The organism is Dyella marensis (assembly GCF_900112865.1).
Classification (GTDB): Bacteria; Pseudomonadota; Gammaproteobacteria; order Xanthomonadales; family Rhodanobacteraceae; genus Dyella_D; species Dyella_D marensis_A.
Genome location: NZ_FONH01000002.1, coordinates 44,046 through 59,537 on the forward strand (window position 1 = coordinate 44,046; position 15,492 = coordinate 59,537).

Genomic DNA, 15,492 nt, shown 5'->3' on the forward strand with positions numbered 1-15,492 from the left:
CTTTTGGGGTGAACCGCCCCAAATCATCCATTCGGGCGATTGCCTGGCGGCGCCGGATCGCGGCCAATGGCGGCACCATCCATTCACAAGGAACCGTACCGTGCTGCGCACCATCCTGAAATACGGCCTGATCGCCGGCCTGGTCGTCGGCGGCTTCGAGCTCGCCACCTTCGTTCTGTTCCGTGGAATGCCACCACTGAAGTACGGCATGGTGGTCGGCTACACGACCATGCTGATCGCCCTGAGCGCGGTCTTCGTGGGGATCAAGCGGCACCGCGACCTGGACCGCGGCGGCGTCATCGGCTTCTGGCCGGCGCTCGGCGTCGGGCTGGGCATCAGCTTCATCGCCGGGATCTTCTACGTGGCCGCCTGGGAGGCGGTGCAGTCGATGATGCACATGGACTTCGCCAGCTCCTACGCCAACGCCATCATCGCCAGCCAGAAGGCCAAGGGCGCGAGCGCCGAAGCGCTGGCGAAACTGAGCGCCGACATGGAGACGTTCAAAGTCCAATATGCCAACCCGCTGTACCGCCTGCCGATGACCTTCGTGGAGATCTTCCCGATCGGCGTGCTGGTGTCGCTGGTCTCGGCCGGGCTGCTGCGCAACAGCCGGTTCCTGCCGGCGCGCAGGGGCTGACCGGTCAGGCTGTCTCCCAGGCGAAGTCGTAGAAGACACGCCACAGGTTGCCGTCCGGATCGGCCGCGGTGAATTCGTGCAGTTTCCACGGCTTGGATGCGGGCGGCGAGACGATCCGGGCGTCGCTGGCGCTCCAGGCGCGGTGCAGTTCGTCCACCGCGTCGCGGCTTTCGAGATTGAGCCACAGCACCACCGGCGCCGCGGTGCCGTGCATCCGGCGAAAGGCGTTATTGGCCAGGAAGATGTTGCAACACGGGGCCGCTCAACGCGCCCCGCCCGACGCCGCCATATGCACGCGAAGTATCCTGCGCAACTCCAGGATCGCCGCCGGCGTCTCCTGCACGCTGTGCCACGACGGCACGGCCAGTTCCGACTCGGCACCTGCCAGGTGTGCACTCTTGTATGGCACCACGCCATCGCTGCTGTCGGCCAGCGGCCCCGGCGGCGTATAGACGCCGACGATGGTGTGGTAGCGCACCCGCGGCGACATCGGCAGGTCCGCCGCGGCCACGATGAAGGGGTCGGTGTCGCTCAGGTTGTCGACGCTGTTGGGAATGCGCACCGGCGTGCCGCCCTCGCCTTCCTTCAACAGGTCGGTGATGCTCGCCACCTCCTTGAGCACATTGGCCGGCAGCCGGATCAGGTTGGCCATCCAGCGCGCGATGGTGTTCTGCGCGTAAGGCGTGCCGCGTTGCGGCGAGGCCAGGAACACCGCACGCGTCACCTGCGGCATCGGCGTGAACTGCAGATAGGTCGCCAGGCGCTCGCGCAGGCGGTCCTGCTTCGCCTTCGACAGGTTGGCGCGCGCCGGCATCAGGCTCCACAGCTTGTCGCCGCTGGATGACACCAGCAGGCGCGCGATCACGCCGCCCATGCTATGGCCGATCAGCACGACGTTGTTGGAGGCACGCGCCTGGCCGCCCGGATCGAAGTGCTGGAAGGTGGCATCCAGCGCCTTGCGGATATTGGCCAGGTTGACCGCGATGGGCGCATTGGTCGGGTAGTAGATCTCCCACACCTGGTAATTGCTGCGCAGGTCTTCGTCGCCCATCACCTCGTTGGAGACGTTGATCCATGCCTCCGGGCTGCTGGCCAGGCCATGCAGCATGATGATGGTCAGGCGATCGGGATCGTAAGGCTGCATCAGCAGCACGCGCGGCGTCTTGATGCCACCCTCCCGGCCCAGCAGCGACCGGATCGACTGGGTGGCGAAACCCGAGCGGGCCAGCCACACGCCATAGGCCGCGGTGAAGTTGCCGGCGAGCGGCACCGCGTGGCCGGCCACGGTCATCGAGTCGTTGCGGTAGGGGTCCTCGACCTGCACCACGGCCTGCCTGGTGGCGAGCACATCGCTCAAGCTGGCGCCGTCGAACAGGATGGCGCCGGTCATCGATACATAGTCGGGATCGCGCCAGGGCACGTCGTTGGCCGGCGCATCCGGCGGCGCCACCGCCACGAATTCCGAACCGAAACCATCGCGGCGGTACACATTGCGCACGCCGTTGAAGCGCAGCGTCGAGGCGGGAATCAGCTCGGCCGGATCCGACGCCGCCCCCGCCCAGCGCACCGCCGGCTCATTGCCCGTGACTTGCCAGCCGGCCAGCTCGGCATGCCGCGTATTGCGCTCCAGGTGCGGCAGCTCCTGGAAAAAGCGCGTCATCGCGCGCTGCACGGCAAAGTTGTAGAAGCCGATCACCCGCACCTGGCGCAACTCGAAGGACCGCTCGGAGGGTTGGCGCTTCGTATAGAACAGATAGGCATAGGCATAACGCCCCGCCTGCAGGTAGGCATCGAGCGCCTGGTCGCTCATGCGGGTGTCGCGGGTACCGCGATCGGTGCGCATGGCCAGGCCCAGCCACAGCTCGGACAGCGCGGAAAGCCGCTGCTCGTCGTCCAGCCCCGGCGAGTGCAGCACGGTTTCCACGCAGGCCGGGAACGCACGCTCGCAGTCGCGCGCGGTCAGCGCCACCACGTTGAGCGATTGCACGCTCTGGTCGCTCAGCCGCCCCGTGCTGATCACGTCGCCGCGCTGCTCGCTGATGGAGTCATGGGCGTTGACATGGCTGACGCCCACCATGGCGCAGCCGTTGAGGCACAACAGCGCCGCCAACAGGGCGCAGCGGGCGAAAAAGACGCGGCTTGGGTGTTTCATCCGTCCGGGGGCCTTGGGCTGCCTCGAAGAGAGGCATGACGGGGGCGGATTTTGTCACACCGGCGTGGCGAATCCGCAGGACGATGCCCTACCCTCGGCCACCGCCGAAGTACTCCGGCAGGCGCACGGGCGGCAAGGGCGTCGCCTGCGCCATCCATTCGAGTACCGCCGGCCGCTGCAGCAGCGCATCCATCCACGCCTTGACGTGCCCCCAACGCGCAGGCACGTCCACGTGGCTGAAGACGCGCATGACGGTGGGCACGAAACCGAGGTCGGCCAGGGACAAGCTGCCCATCAGATAAGGGCCGCCCGAGCGTTCGAGGCAATCGCCCCATGCCGCCAGCAGGCGCTCCGCCCCGGCCTGCTCGGTCGCGGTAGGCACCCGCTTGTCGTCGTAGAAGACGCTTTCGAACGACAGCGCGGGACAGATGCGCCCGACCTCGCTGTGCTGCCAGGCCAGCAAGGACCGCGCGACCGCGCGTCCCTTCGCGTCGCCGGGCAGCAGGCGGCCACCGCACAGCTCGTTTGCATATTCCATGATGGCAAGGGAGTCGAAGACCACCGTTTCGCCGTCGACCAGCGCGGGCACGGACGCGGCGGGAGAGAAGCGGGCGATGCGTGCGAGCGCTTCCTGTCGAGCCGGCAGCCGGAGCTCGATATCGACCTCGTCGAAGACCAGCCCGGCTTCCTTGAGCGCGAGCCAGGCCCGGAACGACCAGCTGGATGCATTCTTCGTCCCGCTATAAAAGATCAAGCGAATCTCCTGGGCCGGTCGTTCGGTTCATGCGCATGGACGAGCCCATCGCACAAGCGGCGGATTATCCGTGCAGCCGTCGGGGGCGCGTCAACGTCTCGCTGACTGATGCCAAGGCCAATACGTACGGCAAGGCGACTACGTCAGGCCTGCCCGGCGCGAATCGCCGCGAGCGAGCGCTGCTGGGCGCCATCCGCAGCGAAGTTGTCCGGCGCAAGCCATGCCTCGAATGCGGCCGCCAGCGCCGGCCAGTCGCGGTCGATCATGGCGAACCAGGCGGTGTCGCGGTTGCGCCCCTTGTAGACGATCGCCTGGCGGAATACGCCTTCGTACTGGAAGCCCAGGCGCATCGCGGTGTTGCGCGACGGCCCGTTGAGGGCATCGCACTTCCATTCGTAGCGGCGGTAGCCGAGCGTGTCGAACACATATTTCATCAACAGGTATTGCGCTTCCGTCGAGATCGGCGTGCGTTGCAGTGCGCGCGAGAAGGCGACCCAACCGACCTCGATGACGCCGTGCACCGGTTCGATCCGCAGCAGCGCCAGGGTGCCGACGGCGCGGCCAGTGGCGCGGTCGATCACCGTGTAATGCAGCGGATCGGCGCTTGCCGCGACCTTGTGTGCGTAGGCGAGGTAACCCGCGGCATCCTGGAATGGACCAGCGGCCATATAGGTCCAGTCGCGCTGGTCCGGCGCGGCGGCATAGGCGGCATAGAGTTCGGCCGCGTGACGTTCCGCATCGAGGGGCTCGAGACGGCAGTAGCGACCATCCAGCGCCACGCGCTCGGGCCGCGGGCGCGGCGTCCAGCCCGGCACGGGCAAGCCAATGGGTTGTCCGAAGGCATTGGTGGTGTGGGACAAGGCGCGTCTCGCTCGGTTATGGCCGGCCGGATGCCGGCATGATTGGCGATCGTAGGCAGGCCTAGGTACCATGAAAAGTGCCAGCCAAAGCACATTTTATGGTGCCAGCCAGTGACGCCTTCCCTGCCCGCCCGTGCTCCCCGCCCGACCCGGCCGCAACCGCTCGATGCGCCACTGTCGCGCGCCGCCAGCGCCCCGTCGCTGCAACGCCAGCTGCTGAAACGCCTGCGCGACGCGGTGCTGGGCGGCACGCTGCCGGCCGGCAGCACGCTGCCCGGCACGCGCGCGTTGGCGGATGCGCTGGGAATCTCGCGTAATACGGTGATGGCGGTGTACGAGCAGCTGCTCGCCGAAGGATTCCTGCAATCGGATCGTCGCGGTACGCGTGTCACCGAGCTGACTCGCCCGGTGCGCACACGGCAGACATCTACGCCACCGCCGGTCGCGCGCCGGGTGGCGAACCTGCGCCCGCGTGCCGCCACGCCGCCTGCACACGAAGGTGGGCATTTCCGCCCCGGCGTGCCGGCGCTCGCGCAGTTTCCGGCCGGTGCGTGGCGCCGTGCGCTGGACCGTGCGGCGCGACGAGCTGGCCCGGCGGCGCTCGGATACGGCGATCCTGCCGGCGAGCCTGCGCTGCGCGCGGCGATCGCGCGACATCTCGCCGTCACCCGTGGCGTGCATTGCGAGCCCGCACGGATCGTGGTCACGGAAGGCGCGCAGGATGCACTCGCCCTGTGCGTACGGTTGCTGACCGATCCGGGCGACGTCGCCTGGGTCGAAGACCCCGGCTACCGCGGTGCGAAGACAGCCATGCATGCCGGCGACCTGGAGGTGCTGCCGGTCCGCGTCGACGCGCAAGGCCTGTGCGTTGAGGCCGCCCAAGCACGCGTGCCGTCGCCGCGCATCATCTACACCACGCCGTCGAACCAGTACCCGACCGGCGCCGTGCTCTCGGTCGCACGCCGGCTGGCGCTGGTCGAGGCGGCGCGCCGCCATCGCGCGTGGATCATCGAGGACGACTACGACAGCGAGTTTCGCCATACCGGCGAGCCGGTCGGCGCGATGCAGGGCCTGGTTGCCGATGCGCCAGTGCTGTATGTCGGCTCGTTCAGCAAGACGATGTTCCCCGCACTGAGGATAGGTTTCGTCGTGCTGCCGGACGCGCTGATGCCCGCCGTCGCCGATGCGGTGCGCGAATTGCAGCGCGGAGCGCAACGCCATGCGCAACTGGCGCTGGCGGATTTCATCGATGGTGGCGAGTACGCACGGCACCTGGGACGGATGCGGCGCCTGTATCGCGACCGGCGGCGTGCATTGCTCGATGCGCTGGAACGCTGCTTCGCCATCGAGCACCAGGTCGAAGGCGGGCCGTGCGGACTGCATCTGACGCTTCGCCTGCCGGCCCGCTATCCCGATCGTGAACTGGTCGCCGCGGCGCGTGCGCATGGGATGGCGGCGCTTGCGCTGTCGACCTTCGCGATGCGGCCGGCATCGGTCGACAATGGCCTGGTGCTTGGATACGGCAACACGCCTGAGCATTTGTACGAGCCGTTATTGCGCACGCTGGCGAAACTGGCGCGTGGAGTTGCCACTCGTTGAAGAGCAGGCTCGCCCCGAAGCGACGAACCCGCCCTTGTCTTCAGATAACCACTTCCCGGTTCATGCCTTGGGCAGCGGCGGCAGGATCGCCTCGGTGCGATCGCGCCCGGTGACGAGCGCCCAGATCTCCTGCGCGATGTCGTCGGGATCCATCGTGGGCAGATCGCCTTCGAGCTTCACTCCCTGCGCTTCCAGCGCGAGCTTGCCCGCCGAGCGGTCGATCATCGCGCCGATGCTCACCGAGCCGGCATAGATCCCGCGGGCTTTTGCCTCCGCATTCAGGACCAGCGCATAGTTGCGCGCCGCCGCCATCAGCGGCCCGATCGCGGCGAGCCCCGGCACCGGCATCAGCGCCGACAGCCCGCCGACGATGACGACCGCGCCATCGCCACGCTCGAGCTGTCCGGGCAACACGGCGCGCGCCACCTCGACGGGTGCGTACAGGAAAAGGTCCGCGGCCGCCTGCAGCACCTGCGCGGACACTTCCGTCGCGGGGATGAAACCGAACATGGACGGTACCGGCGCGTAGACGGCGACGTCGATCGCGCCGAATCGCTCCTCGATCGCGCGCACCAGCGCGGGAATGCCGTCGAGCCGGCCGAGGTCCGCTGGAAACGCCGCCGCCTCGATGCCGGCACTGGCCAGCTCGGCCACGCGGGCCTGCAGCGGTTCGGCCCGGCGCGCCACGAGCGCCACCCGATAACCCTCGGCACCGAACCTGGCCGCCACCGACGCGCCGAGGCCCGGACCGGCGCCAAAGATGGCGATGGTCTTCTTATAAGTCATTGATTATTCCTTAAGGGTAGAATGGGAACCAGGTAACTAATGATTCGTGAGTTACCGAACCACACCAGGGATGGTATGGACGCCGTTCCCCGTCCCACAAGAAGGCACACGCATGTCACCGACGCACATCGACCTTACCGAAACGACCAAGCCCACCGTCGACAACTGCCGCGCAACGCGCGAAATCCTCGACCGCATCGCCGACAAATGGAGCCTGTTCGTGATCGCCATGCTTCGCGACGGTCCGCGGCGGTTCAATGAATTGCGGCGCGAGGTGGAGGGGATTTCGCAGCGGATGTTGACGCTGACGTTGCGAGGGTTGGAGCGGGATGGGCTGGTGACGCGGACGATGTATCCGACGATTCCGCCGAGGGTGGATTATGAGTTGACGGAGGTGGCGAAGGGGTTGTTGGGGCCGGTGATGGGGTTGGTGATGTGGGCGGAGGAGAACAAGGAGGCTATTACTCAGGCGCAGAAGCAATTTGACGAAGGCCTGGAATCTGGTGCATCTCTAGCCAGAACGTCGTTTTATCAATCCCGCTAGGTGCACTTACCTTGCCATCACCTAACTCGGCTTACCCGATAAAATTGCTCGGCGAAAATGGTTCAGGCACGTATGGAATGTGCCCCCAACGCTCGGACAAATGATCGAGCACATGTGTGCCGAGCTGCCTGGTATTGAATTCGTTTCCACGCGAATTCCGCGTCTCTACGCCAAGGCTAGCCGCTATCTTACGAAGCACCGGCTTGACCGGCTCAACAGGCTCGCCCATTGTCCATACGCGAATTGAACCGTTGTCGAACTCGGCAATTCTGTGCGCATCGAAAGAAGCGTTTCGCACCTCACGAGACGACGGTGCGGCACCATTGCTTGTCGCCGCCGAACGAACCGAGAGTGAAAACTTCTTACCATTCCCCCCTGACATGGCAGCTCGAGCCGCCTCAACAGAAGCATCGAATACAGTCTCGACCTGCATCTCGTCGGTATTTATACGGAAGACCATGACGCGATCAACGTCAGCAAAAGTCCTCTCATTGAATTGCACGTGAGCAGGAAGGCGTTGCGTAGTGGTCTTCACGCTTACACGTTCACCGGTGCTTGCAACGACGTCGTAACCACGCTGCTGTGGTTCCATGGCCATCTGCCCATTCGTCAGAACACACGCATAGAGCTCGCCAATGCGCCCACATAAATGTTGTAGAGCCGATGGCGTCACTCCCCAGCCTATTTCTCGTTCAAGCCACGCCAGAGCCTCGCCAAGGCTCTGAATTTGCTGCATTTGAGTCAAAGCCATGGGCTTCCCCCTTAGAATGCCCCTATCGAAAGAAAGCGGAGGCGACGAAGCCAGCCTCATCACCCCACGCCATTACCTTGCTCACGCAGCGACGATCAAACGGTCATCAATAGGACTCAAACCAGATTCAAGGACATCCTCGTCCGCCTCCAAATCCTCCCCCTCCTCCTGCACTTCGCCCGTATACGCCAGCTTGCCCGTCGCCCTCTCGATCAGAGACAGGAGCTGCCTCTGACGATCCGCCATGAACGCATCGAAATCATCCATTCGCAGTAGCAAAGGATCGATCAGGTGTGAGCGAAGGTAGCTATCGAGGCGCTCCTCGGGAATTGCCGGGGTCGCCTTGTCCCCTCGCTCAAGCCTGGAGAGGTATGCGGATGGCGCGACACCACCGATGATTCGATTCGTGCGAAATGAAAGGGGTGTCTTGTTGATGATGGAATCATAAATAGCGGGCTTGATTCCATTCTTCTTGCACCAGTCCTGAGGAAAGATGTGGTGAATGTCCACGTTCTCCCCAAAGAACACCGTGTGGTCAAACTTCTGGCCGGAGCGAAAATCCTGAGCCCCCTCACCCATCAACAAGGCGTTGACCCCCTTATACGCAGCTGAAAGCCGCATACGCATCGTCTTCAGGCGATCGGAGCGGAAGATCGTTTCACTTACCGTCGAAGGCTCGGGACCACCATCAAGCCAGCGCGGCACCTCCATGAAATCACGTGCAATACGCGTCTCAACAGCAGAACCGTAAAGTTCGCCAAAAACGCCATTCCAATACCAACGCACGAGCTTCAGTCGATTGGACTCGTGCTCTCCGGCATCGCCAATATCGGCGAGGATCGCCGCCAGCGGCACGATTTGCGACTGATAAGGTAAGTCGAATATCCGATAGATATGCAGCATATGCAGGAACTTGGCAGCCTGCACGAATCCTTGCTCGACCTGTTTCTCGTATTTTTTGTAGGCGGCGAGAGGCAAGCTCAACAAAGCTTGCCGATTCCCGATAACAGCCGGCAGATCCTTGCCTGTTCTACCGGCCTGTTCCGCCTGACGACGCAATTCTCGCGTATAGAAAAGCGAGATGGCCTGCAGAAAGTCGGTATTACTGACGCCACCAATAATTCCGAACTCAGAATCCGCAGGCCTGAGCGTCTCCTTGAACCGGCCAAGACGTCCCTTTTGAGCCTCGTCTCCATACCAGTCTTTTCGAAGCTCATGCCCGTCCGCTGCGTACATGGCGGTCACCAACTCGAACGCATCAAGCGGTTTCCCTCCAGTGTTGACCTTCTCGAACACCACGCACACTGCTTCTTTGGAGGTGCTGCGGTCCAAGGAAATCACTGGAACACGGTAGTACTTGAAATTTTCCAGCACCTGGCGCTTGAAGTCGCGAAATGCCTGCCGGATATCTTCGTGCTCATCGCCTCGCCAGTGTCTGTCAAAACCATCCTGCCAACGATCCCAGTCGAACACGCTGGCCACTGGATACATGAGCTCGGCGTACTCTCTATCTGATGAAGAAAGGTCCCTGACCACTTCCCTGCCAAAATCTGTTCGCTGCACGCGATCCTCTGGCACCCCGATGATCGCCTCCTCTCGGTCAGCCAAGGGATCCAGAGCTTTGCGAATGTCGATGTAGAACCATCGTTTGACCTTCTTGTTCTTCGGCGTGACAGTCTCCACGACTTTGCCACGCAAAGTGACTTGATAGAGGGAAGTCATGCGTTGCTGGCCATCCAGCAGCAGTGACTGCGGCGACGTAAGGCCATCTTTGACAGGCGCCCCTTCTACTGACCTGGGCTTGAAATTCACCTCTCCGCCAGTATCCAGGGTCATCAGCGCACCGACTGGGAAAGCGCGCGACACAGAAGCAATCAAGCCCTTGATTCTGTCTTCATCCCATACCCAGTTGCGCTGAAAATCCGGCAACTGAAGCGCACCTCGATGGCAATCTTCCAGAAGCTTAAGCAAGTCATAGGGATTTGTCTGAAACGTTGAACCAGCCATGGCCTCATATCTCCCCTGTGGATAATCCCTGGCAGCACATCGCCACCACCCATTAAAAGCGGACCGCGAACATCGTTACAAATCAAACCATAAATGCGAGCGCTGTAGACCGCTTACATAAAAAAGGCGATCCCCTACAGACATCCCTTGCCCCTTTGCCTACCCTCAAAAGGGTCGCCGACGCCCTCATACATAAATAACGTCGGCGACCTTAGGCAGAGAAGTAAAGCGCGGGCCGCATGGGCTGGCACCCATACGACCCGCTGACCACAACCAACTTACTAGGAGTTAGTCATGGCTATTAGCGATGATACGGCAGTCTATTGCCCGAAAGTTCTCACCGAAAATTCCCCCACCAGCCCGCTGGGGCGCGCCTTCCATCCGACCGACGATGAGGCCGACCCGCAGACGAACCTCTTGGCCGATCTTGCCGGCATCAACATGGCGATCAATGTCTTAAACGGCATCCTCGCGAACAGCGAAAGCTTTCGGGATCGGCGGGCTTATGAGGTGGCTGGAGAAGATGGGGAGTTGCCGTTGCCGCCGACGTGTGTCGAAGGGGTGTTTGCGGCGGTGCATTATTTGAGTCGGTATGGGGAGTCGCTGGGTTATCGGGCGATGGCGGGGGTTGAGAGCTGATGGGACTGGGGTTGGGGTGGGAGGTTGCGCTTCGGGCGGCCCCTCACCCCAGCCCTCTCCCCGGAGGGGAGAGGGGGCAGGTTCGGGGGATTGGTTAGTTCTCGCTCCGAATGGACGTCTACTTGCGTCACTTCGAAACCTATTTCGGCCTGCCGAACCATCGGGATGCGGCCTGTGCAGCTTCCCCAGAATTCGGATTGCCCTCAGCAGTCCATGCAACAACGCCATCGGGGCGTATGAGCACGGCGCTCAAGCCAAGCATGTCAGTCGCTGCACTCGCGATATAAGCGACTCGATCACCCCAGCGATTCGCCAGCGTTCGCAGTGGCGTGCTCGCATCGAAGTCGAGAATCAGCCCCTTCCCCGCCTTAAGGTGCTCGCCAAGCCTCGTCCCATCGACCAGCTCGAAATCCGGCACGCTGCGTCCCGCCAGCGGATGGCCATTGCCAAGGTCATGGCGCAGCGATACACCCCATACGCGCTCGGCAAAATACGTCGCACCATCCGGCGTCTCGATCAGGTCGCGGATGATCGCCCCCAACGCCCGCGAACTTCTGCTCGGCCGCATCAGCGCGACCTGCGCGCGTGACCAGTCGAGCACCTGGGCGCCAATCGGGTGCCGCTCGCTCGTATAGGTGTCGAGCAGGCCGTCCGGCGCGTCGCCGCGGATAGTGGCGGCGAGTTTCCAGCCGAGGTTCATCGCATCGCCCAGGCCCAGATTGAGCCCCTGCCCGCCCAGCGGCGAATGGATGTGCGCGGCGTCGCCGGCGAGCAGCACGCGTCCGTTGCGATAGGTCGTGGCCTGGTTGGCGCGGTCCGTCCAGGTCGTGGCCAGTTGGAGGGATGTCACGGTGACGTCCGTGCCGGAGACGCGGCGCAATACCTCTTGAACATGTTCGGGCGTAATCGGCTGGGTCCGGTGGAACGCGCCGCCGTCGAAATCGACCATGGCGACCGTTCCGGGCGGCGCGTAGGTGTACATGCCGGTGGGCGTGTAGTGGCGGCCGGGGCGGAGCTGCGCGGGATCGGCCAGTTCGACTTCGACGGAATAGCCGGTGAACTCGGGATCGGTGCCGACGAACTCAAAACCACCCAGCTTGCGGACCGTGCTGCGTCCGCCATCGCAACCGACCAGCCAGTGCGCGCGGATGGTTTTGCCACCCGCGCGGACGGCCACCTCTTCATCGGACTGCTCGACATCCTCGACGCCGATGCCGCGCCGGATCTCCACCCCCATCGCATCCGCATGCGCGGCGAAGACGGTTTCGAGGGATTCCATGTCGACCAGCATGCTGCTGCCGGCCGAACCGGGCAGACGGTACGGCCACTTCGAAGTGTCGATCCTGTCCTGGTAGAACTGGATGCCGGCGAAATGCCCGCCCGGCTGGCGCGGCTGGCCTGCCCAATGTGCCGCCTTGTTCCTGGCTCCGTCTTTGGAAACCTGCAGCGCCGAGATCTCATCGAGCAGACCTCGCCGGTAAAGCGCCTCGACGGTGGGCACCGTCAGGCCGCGCATGCCGAATGGAAGGCGCTTCAAGGGAGAGCCCGGCTCTTCCGCCTGCTCCAGCACCAATACGGAAAGTTTCGCGAGACGCAGCTCGCAGGCGAGGAACAGGCCGACGGGGCCTGCTCCGGCAATGACGACGTCATGGATCAAGGCTGTTTCCTCGAACGGAATGCCGATCCGTGGGGGTGTCGACCGGCATGGAAAATTGTTACACTGAGTGTAAGTTTTATGGGATGACCAGCGCCATGTCAAATCCACCCAGTCTTCGCGACAGCAAGAAGGCCGCGACGCGCCTGACGATTTCGAACGTCGCCACCCGCCTGTTCGTCGAGCGCGGCTTCGAAAACGTCTCGATCGACGAGATCGCGATCGAAGCGGGCGTCGCTCGGAAAACGGTGTTCAACTACTTTCCGCGCAAGGAAGACCTGGTCTTCGATCGCGAGGAGGAGAGCCGCGAACTGGTGCACCAGGCGCTCGCAGCGCGCGGCGAACAGCCGCCCGTGCCGGTGTTCCAGGCATTGATGCGTGCGCTGCTGGATGAGCAGCACCCGATGCTGCGCATCAACCGACGGCCCATCCAGTTCTGGGGCGCTGTCGCCGACAGCCCTTCGCTCACCCTTCGCGCCCGCGAACTGCAGGGAACCCTGACCGACGACCTGGCCGGCATGCTGGCCGACGCGGTCGGACGACCGCACGCCGACCCGGAAGCGCGCCTCGCTGCGGCCATGCTGATGGGCACGCTGGTGGTGGCATACGGCGAGGCGTTGCGGGCGTTCCGTGCGAAGCGCAAGGCGGGCGAGGCGCTGGCCAGCGTGATGGAGCGCGGCTTCGCCGGCGTCAATGCCGCGCTCGCCGGGACCGCGTATGTCGACCGCAAGCCGAAGGCGTAGGTTGGGGTGAGCGCAGCGAACCCCAACAAACGTTCCGCCTGTCCATACGTCTGTTGGGGTTCGCCGTAGGCTCACCCCAACCTACGCTCAGAACTTCATCCCCCAGCTCACCAACGTGCCCGCCGAACCGTTGTGCGTAACGTTGTCCACCACCAGCCGCCAACTGCCGTCGACGGCATGGACGGGGATGTCGACCGGCCAGGTCGCATCGATATCGGCGGCGGTGTCGTTCGGATCGGGTTGCTTCAACACCTTCTTGGTGCCGTCGGACATCACCAGCGTGATGCGCAGATCGCCCCGCTTCGGATAGGTGACGTGGGCATTGACCGCGACCGGCAGCGCCGCCGCATTGGCGCTGCGATTGTGGATATTGATGCTGTCCGAGGTGCAGTAGCAGCCCGAGGTGGTGACCGGATGCGCGTCGGTATTGACGTAATAGCCGGGGTTCGCGTTCCAGTACTTGGTGACGTAAGCGTTGAACCTGGCGATGTCCAGGCTGCCCCAGCCGCTGCAGTGATCCCAGCCGAAGTCGCAGTGATAACCTATGCCGCCATAGTTGGCGTTCCTGGTCAGGCCGTTGTAGCCGCCGGCGATATCGTGCAGCGGCGAGCCCGGCATGGTGCTGGCGAAGTTCTCGTACATCTCCTGCGTGGGCAGGCCCAGGCTGTTCTGGTGGGCCGATTCGATGCGTGCCCACACCGCGGCGAAGATCGCCGAGGAAGTGGCATTGCCCTCCCACAGGAAGTCCAAACCCATGAAGATGGGCAGGATGCCACCACTGCCGACCGTGTCGGCTATCGGGTACTGCCCGCCAGCCAGGAAGGCTATGTCCGGCACCTGCCGATGTGCGGTCTGTGCGCCCAGCGTGGCGACCTGCCAGGGCGGCGCAGGCTCGAACAGGCTCTCGCCGCCGCCGGTAGCCCGCAGGGTATTGGACCTCACCACTTCGTACGCGTAGTTGTTCCAGACCTTCTCGGCGCTCCAGGTGGTGCCGCCGCTGTTGAACAGCTGGGTGCCGCCCACCGCCACCACGTAGGGCGACGTCGCCGGTTCCGCCACGCTGTACGAAACCGAGGGAACCGTCCAATACACGCCGTACTCGCGCTCATAGACGCCGTTGTCGCCGGCCGGCACCACGAAAGTCTGCCCCTGCGCCACCGCCTGCTGGAAGATCGCATCGTCGGCGGCCTGCGCGCCGGACTGGTAGGCGCGCAGCTCGTCCTGATGGAAGACCGTTGCAATGACCTCCGCCGCGTCCTCGACCACCGCCTGGTTGTAGGTGGCCACCACGGTAGCCTCGGCCACGCTGTCGCCGGCTCCTGCGGCGTAGATCACCATCTGCTTGACGCTACCGGAAACGCTGGCGATCACCTGGGCGGTCACGTCCGTCTCAATGGTGAACAGCTGGACCTGGTCGGGCGGCGCGTACTGCGTGGGATACCCCGGCCCGCCTTTGTCGGTCACGCTGACCGCTCGCGTACTGACCGCCGGCAGGCCCGCGCCGGTGGTATAGCTGTTGAGGTCCCTGACGATCTGGGTGGGATCGCCACCGGTAACGATGCCTACGGTGGTCGCCTGGGCGGTGGGTGTGTCGCCCACGTGGTAGATCGGCGGCAGATCCTCGGGGTGGTATGGGCCCTCGGGACGGAGCGGCGCCGGTGTGGCGGCCCGCTTCAACACGGGTACCTGCTTCGGACCAGGCGCGCTCGGAAGCTCCTGCAACCCCAGCACCGATCCCACGATGCCGCCCAGCGCCGCCGGCACCTGCGCCGGTGTTTCGTTGGCGTAGGCGCGCCGGCCGTCGCGATCCAGTTGCAGCATGCGCGTATGGAAGGCGGTCTCCACATTCGCGCCGTGGCCGCGAGCGCTGATCAGCAGGTTATTGGGCGAAACCTCGATGCCGTCGAAACCATGCTGCCGCAGATAGGCGACTACGGCGTCCACCTGCGCATCGGTGGGCGCGTACCGGGACTTGAACTCGGCAGGGCTCAGGTAACGGCGAAAGACGGCGCTGTCGCGGCGCTTCACCTCGCGCAGGAATGTCTGCAGGCGATCCGGCTGACGCCATTGCAGCGCCACGGTGATATGCAGCTGCTGGCCGACGTCCAGCGGTTGCACCGCCGATAAAGGCAGCGCCTGGCGGGTTGCCTGTTGCAGCAACGACACGCCTTGCGTGTGCGTATCCACCCATACCTCGCCGGCATGTGCCGGCCACGCGGACATCAACATCAGGCACGGCAGCAATGCATGCCGGCCCACGCTCCCCATCGAGTGCAATGTCATCGGCATCATGGATTCCTCGGGCAAAGTGAATGGCGCGCCCCGAAAGAGACGCACCGCATGTCCGGTGCGACGGCCCTACCCGC

General features: G+C 64.1%; 14 protein-coding genes. 5 read left to right on the forward strand and 9 right to left on the reverse strand.

Annotation, left to right across the window (positions count from 1 at the left end; all coding sequences use genetic code 11):
* Positions 1-100: 100 nt before the first annotated feature.
* Entirely contained in the window at positions 101-637 is a 537-nt protein-coding gene (locus BM172_RS03125) for a DUF4199 domain-containing protein (RefSeq protein ID WP_026634044.1), read from the forward strand.
* Between the two features lie 4 nt (positions 638-641).
* On the opposite strand, the gene BM172_RS03130 is transcribed toward BM172_RS03125, so the two are convergent.
* The 4 genes from BM172_RS03130 to BM172_RS03145 form a co-directional block, all read right to left on the reverse strand.
* Positions 642-851: a VOC family protein gene (locus tag BM172_RS03130; RefSeq protein ID WP_051548381.1), complete on the reverse strand. Its 210-nt coding sequence runs from the start codon at positions 849-851 to the stop codon at positions 642-644.
* A gap of 48 nt (positions 852-899) precedes the next feature.
* Entirely contained in the window at positions 900-2,789 is a 1,890-nt protein-coding gene (locus BM172_RS03135) for an esterase/lipase family protein (RefSeq protein WP_026634043.1), read from the reverse strand.
* An 88-nt stretch (positions 2,790-2,877) separates the two neighbouring features.
* The gene (locus BM172_RS03140; RefSeq protein ID WP_197022829.1) at positions 2,878-3,543 is read right to left on the reverse strand and encodes a glutathione S-transferase family protein; all 666 of its coding nucleotides are present in this window, start codon (positions 3,541-3,543) and stop codon (positions 2,878-2,880) included.
* 143 nt (positions 3,544-3,686) lie between these two features.
* Positions 3,687-4,403: a GNAT family N-acetyltransferase gene (locus BM172_RS03145; RefSeq protein ID WP_035322626.1), complete on the reverse strand. Its 717-nt coding sequence runs from the start codon at positions 4,401-4,403 to the stop codon at positions 3,687-3,689.
* Between the two features lie 111 nt (positions 4,404-4,514).
* Here BM172_RS03145 and BM172_RS03150 point away from each other — a divergent pair, with 111 nt between their 5' ends.
* Positions 4,515-6,002, forward strand: a complete 1,488-nt coding sequence (locus BM172_RS03150) for a MocR-like pyridoxine biosynthesis transcription factor PdxR (protein ID WP_026634041.1) — start codon at positions 4,515-4,517, stop codon at positions 6,000-6,002.
* A gap of 60 nt (positions 6,003-6,062) precedes the next feature.
* Here BM172_RS03150 and BM172_RS03155 read toward each other — a convergent pair whose 3' ends face one another.
* Positions 6,063-6,788: an SDR family NAD(P)-dependent oxidoreductase gene (locus tag BM172_RS03155; RefSeq protein ID WP_026634040.1), complete on the reverse strand. Its 726-nt coding sequence runs from the start codon at positions 6,786-6,788 to the stop codon at positions 6,063-6,065.
* A gap of 112 nt (positions 6,789-6,900) precedes the next feature.
* Here BM172_RS03155 and BM172_RS03160 point away from each other — a divergent pair, with 112 nt between their 5' ends.
* Positions 6,901-7,332, forward strand: coding sequence for a winged helix-turn-helix transcriptional regulator (locus BM172_RS03160; RefSeq protein WP_051548380.1), 432 nt, complete (start codon positions 6,901-6,903; stop codon positions 7,330-7,332).
* A 31-nt stretch (positions 7,333-7,363) separates the two neighbouring features.
* Here the strand turns inward: BM172_RS03160 and BM172_RS03165 are convergent, their stop codons facing one another.
* Complete coding sequence (locus BM172_RS03165; RefSeq protein WP_177218773.1) at positions 7,364-8,083, reverse strand: DUF6998 domain-containing protein; 720 nt, start codon at positions 8,081-8,083, stop codon at positions 7,364-7,366.
* Between the two features lie 81 nt (positions 8,084-8,164).
* Positions 8,165-10,090: a GmrSD restriction endonuclease domain-containing protein gene (locus BM172_RS03170; RefSeq protein WP_026634039.1), complete on the reverse strand. Its 1,926-nt coding sequence runs from the start codon at positions 10,088-10,090 to the stop codon at positions 8,165-8,167.
* Between the two features lie 294 nt (positions 10,091-10,384).
* On the opposite strand from BM172_RS03170, the gene BM172_RS03175 reads away from it, so the two are divergent.
* A complete protein-coding gene (locus tag BM172_RS03175; protein WP_026634038.1) occupies positions 10,385-10,729 on the forward strand; it encodes a hypothetical protein in 345 nt (114 codons plus the stop codon).
* Positions 10,730-10,868: 139 nt separating this feature from the next.
* Here BM172_RS03175 and BM172_RS03180 read toward each other — a convergent pair whose 3' ends face one another.
* Positions 10,869-12,386, reverse strand: a complete 1,518-nt coding sequence (locus tag BM172_RS03180) for an FAD-dependent monooxygenase (protein WP_026634037.1) — start codon at positions 12,384-12,386, stop codon at positions 10,869-10,871.
* An 83-nt stretch (positions 12,387-12,469) separates the two neighbouring features.
* Here BM172_RS03180 and BM172_RS03185 point away from each other — a divergent pair, with 83 nt between their 5' ends.
* On the forward strand, positions 12,470-13,126 hold the full coding sequence (locus BM172_RS03185; protein ID WP_231504127.1) for a TetR/AcrR family transcriptional regulator: 657 nt from the start codon (positions 12,470-12,472) through the stop codon (positions 13,124-13,126).
* Between the two features lie 87 nt (positions 13,127-13,213).
* Here the strand turns inward: BM172_RS03185 and BM172_RS03190 are convergent, their stop codons facing one another.
* Positions 13,214-15,415: a protease pro-enzyme activation domain-containing protein gene (locus tag BM172_RS03190; RefSeq protein WP_177218774.1), complete on the reverse strand. Its 2,202-nt coding sequence runs from the start codon at positions 15,413-15,415 to the stop codon at positions 13,214-13,216.
* Positions 15,416-15,492 lie beyond the last annotated feature (77 nt).

Bases quoted from the DNA above. Each gene is read 5' to 3' on its own strand.
- BM172_RS03130 (WP_051548381.1), bottom strand. From the start codon at position 851: ATGCACGGCACCGCGGCGCCGGTGGTGCTGTGGCTCAATCTCGAAAGC.
- BM172_RS03135 (WP_026634043.1), bottom strand. From the start codon at position 2,789: ATGAAACACCCAAGCCGCGTCTTTTTCGCCCGCTGCGCCCTGTTGGCG.
- BM172_RS03155 (WP_026634040.1), bottom strand. From the start codon at position 6,788: ATGACTTATAAGAAGACCATCGCCATCTTTGGCGCCGGTCCGGGCCTC.
- BM172_RS03160 (WP_051548380.1), top strand. From the start codon at position 6,901: ATGTCACCGACGCACATCGACCTTACCGAAACGACCAAGCCCACCGTC.
- BM172_RS03165 (WP_177218773.1), bottom strand. From the start codon at position 8,083: ATGGCTTTGACTCAAATGCAGCAAATTCAGAGCCTTGGCGAGGCTCTG.
- BM172_RS03170 (WP_026634039.1), bottom strand. From the start codon at position 10,090: ATGGCTGGTTCAACGTTTCAGACAAATCCCTATGACTTGCTTAAGCTT.
- BM172_RS03175 (WP_026634038.1), top strand. From the start codon at position 10,385: ATGGCTATTAGCGATGATACGGCAGTCTATTGCCCGAAAGTTCTCACC.
- BM172_RS03185 (WP_231504127.1), top strand. From the start codon at position 12,470: ATGACCAGCGCCATGTCAAATCCACCCAGTCTTCGCGACAGCAAGAAG.
- BM172_RS03190 (WP_177218774.1), bottom strand. From the start codon at position 15,415: ATGCCGATGACATTGCACTCGATGGGGAGCGTGGGCCGGCATGCATTG.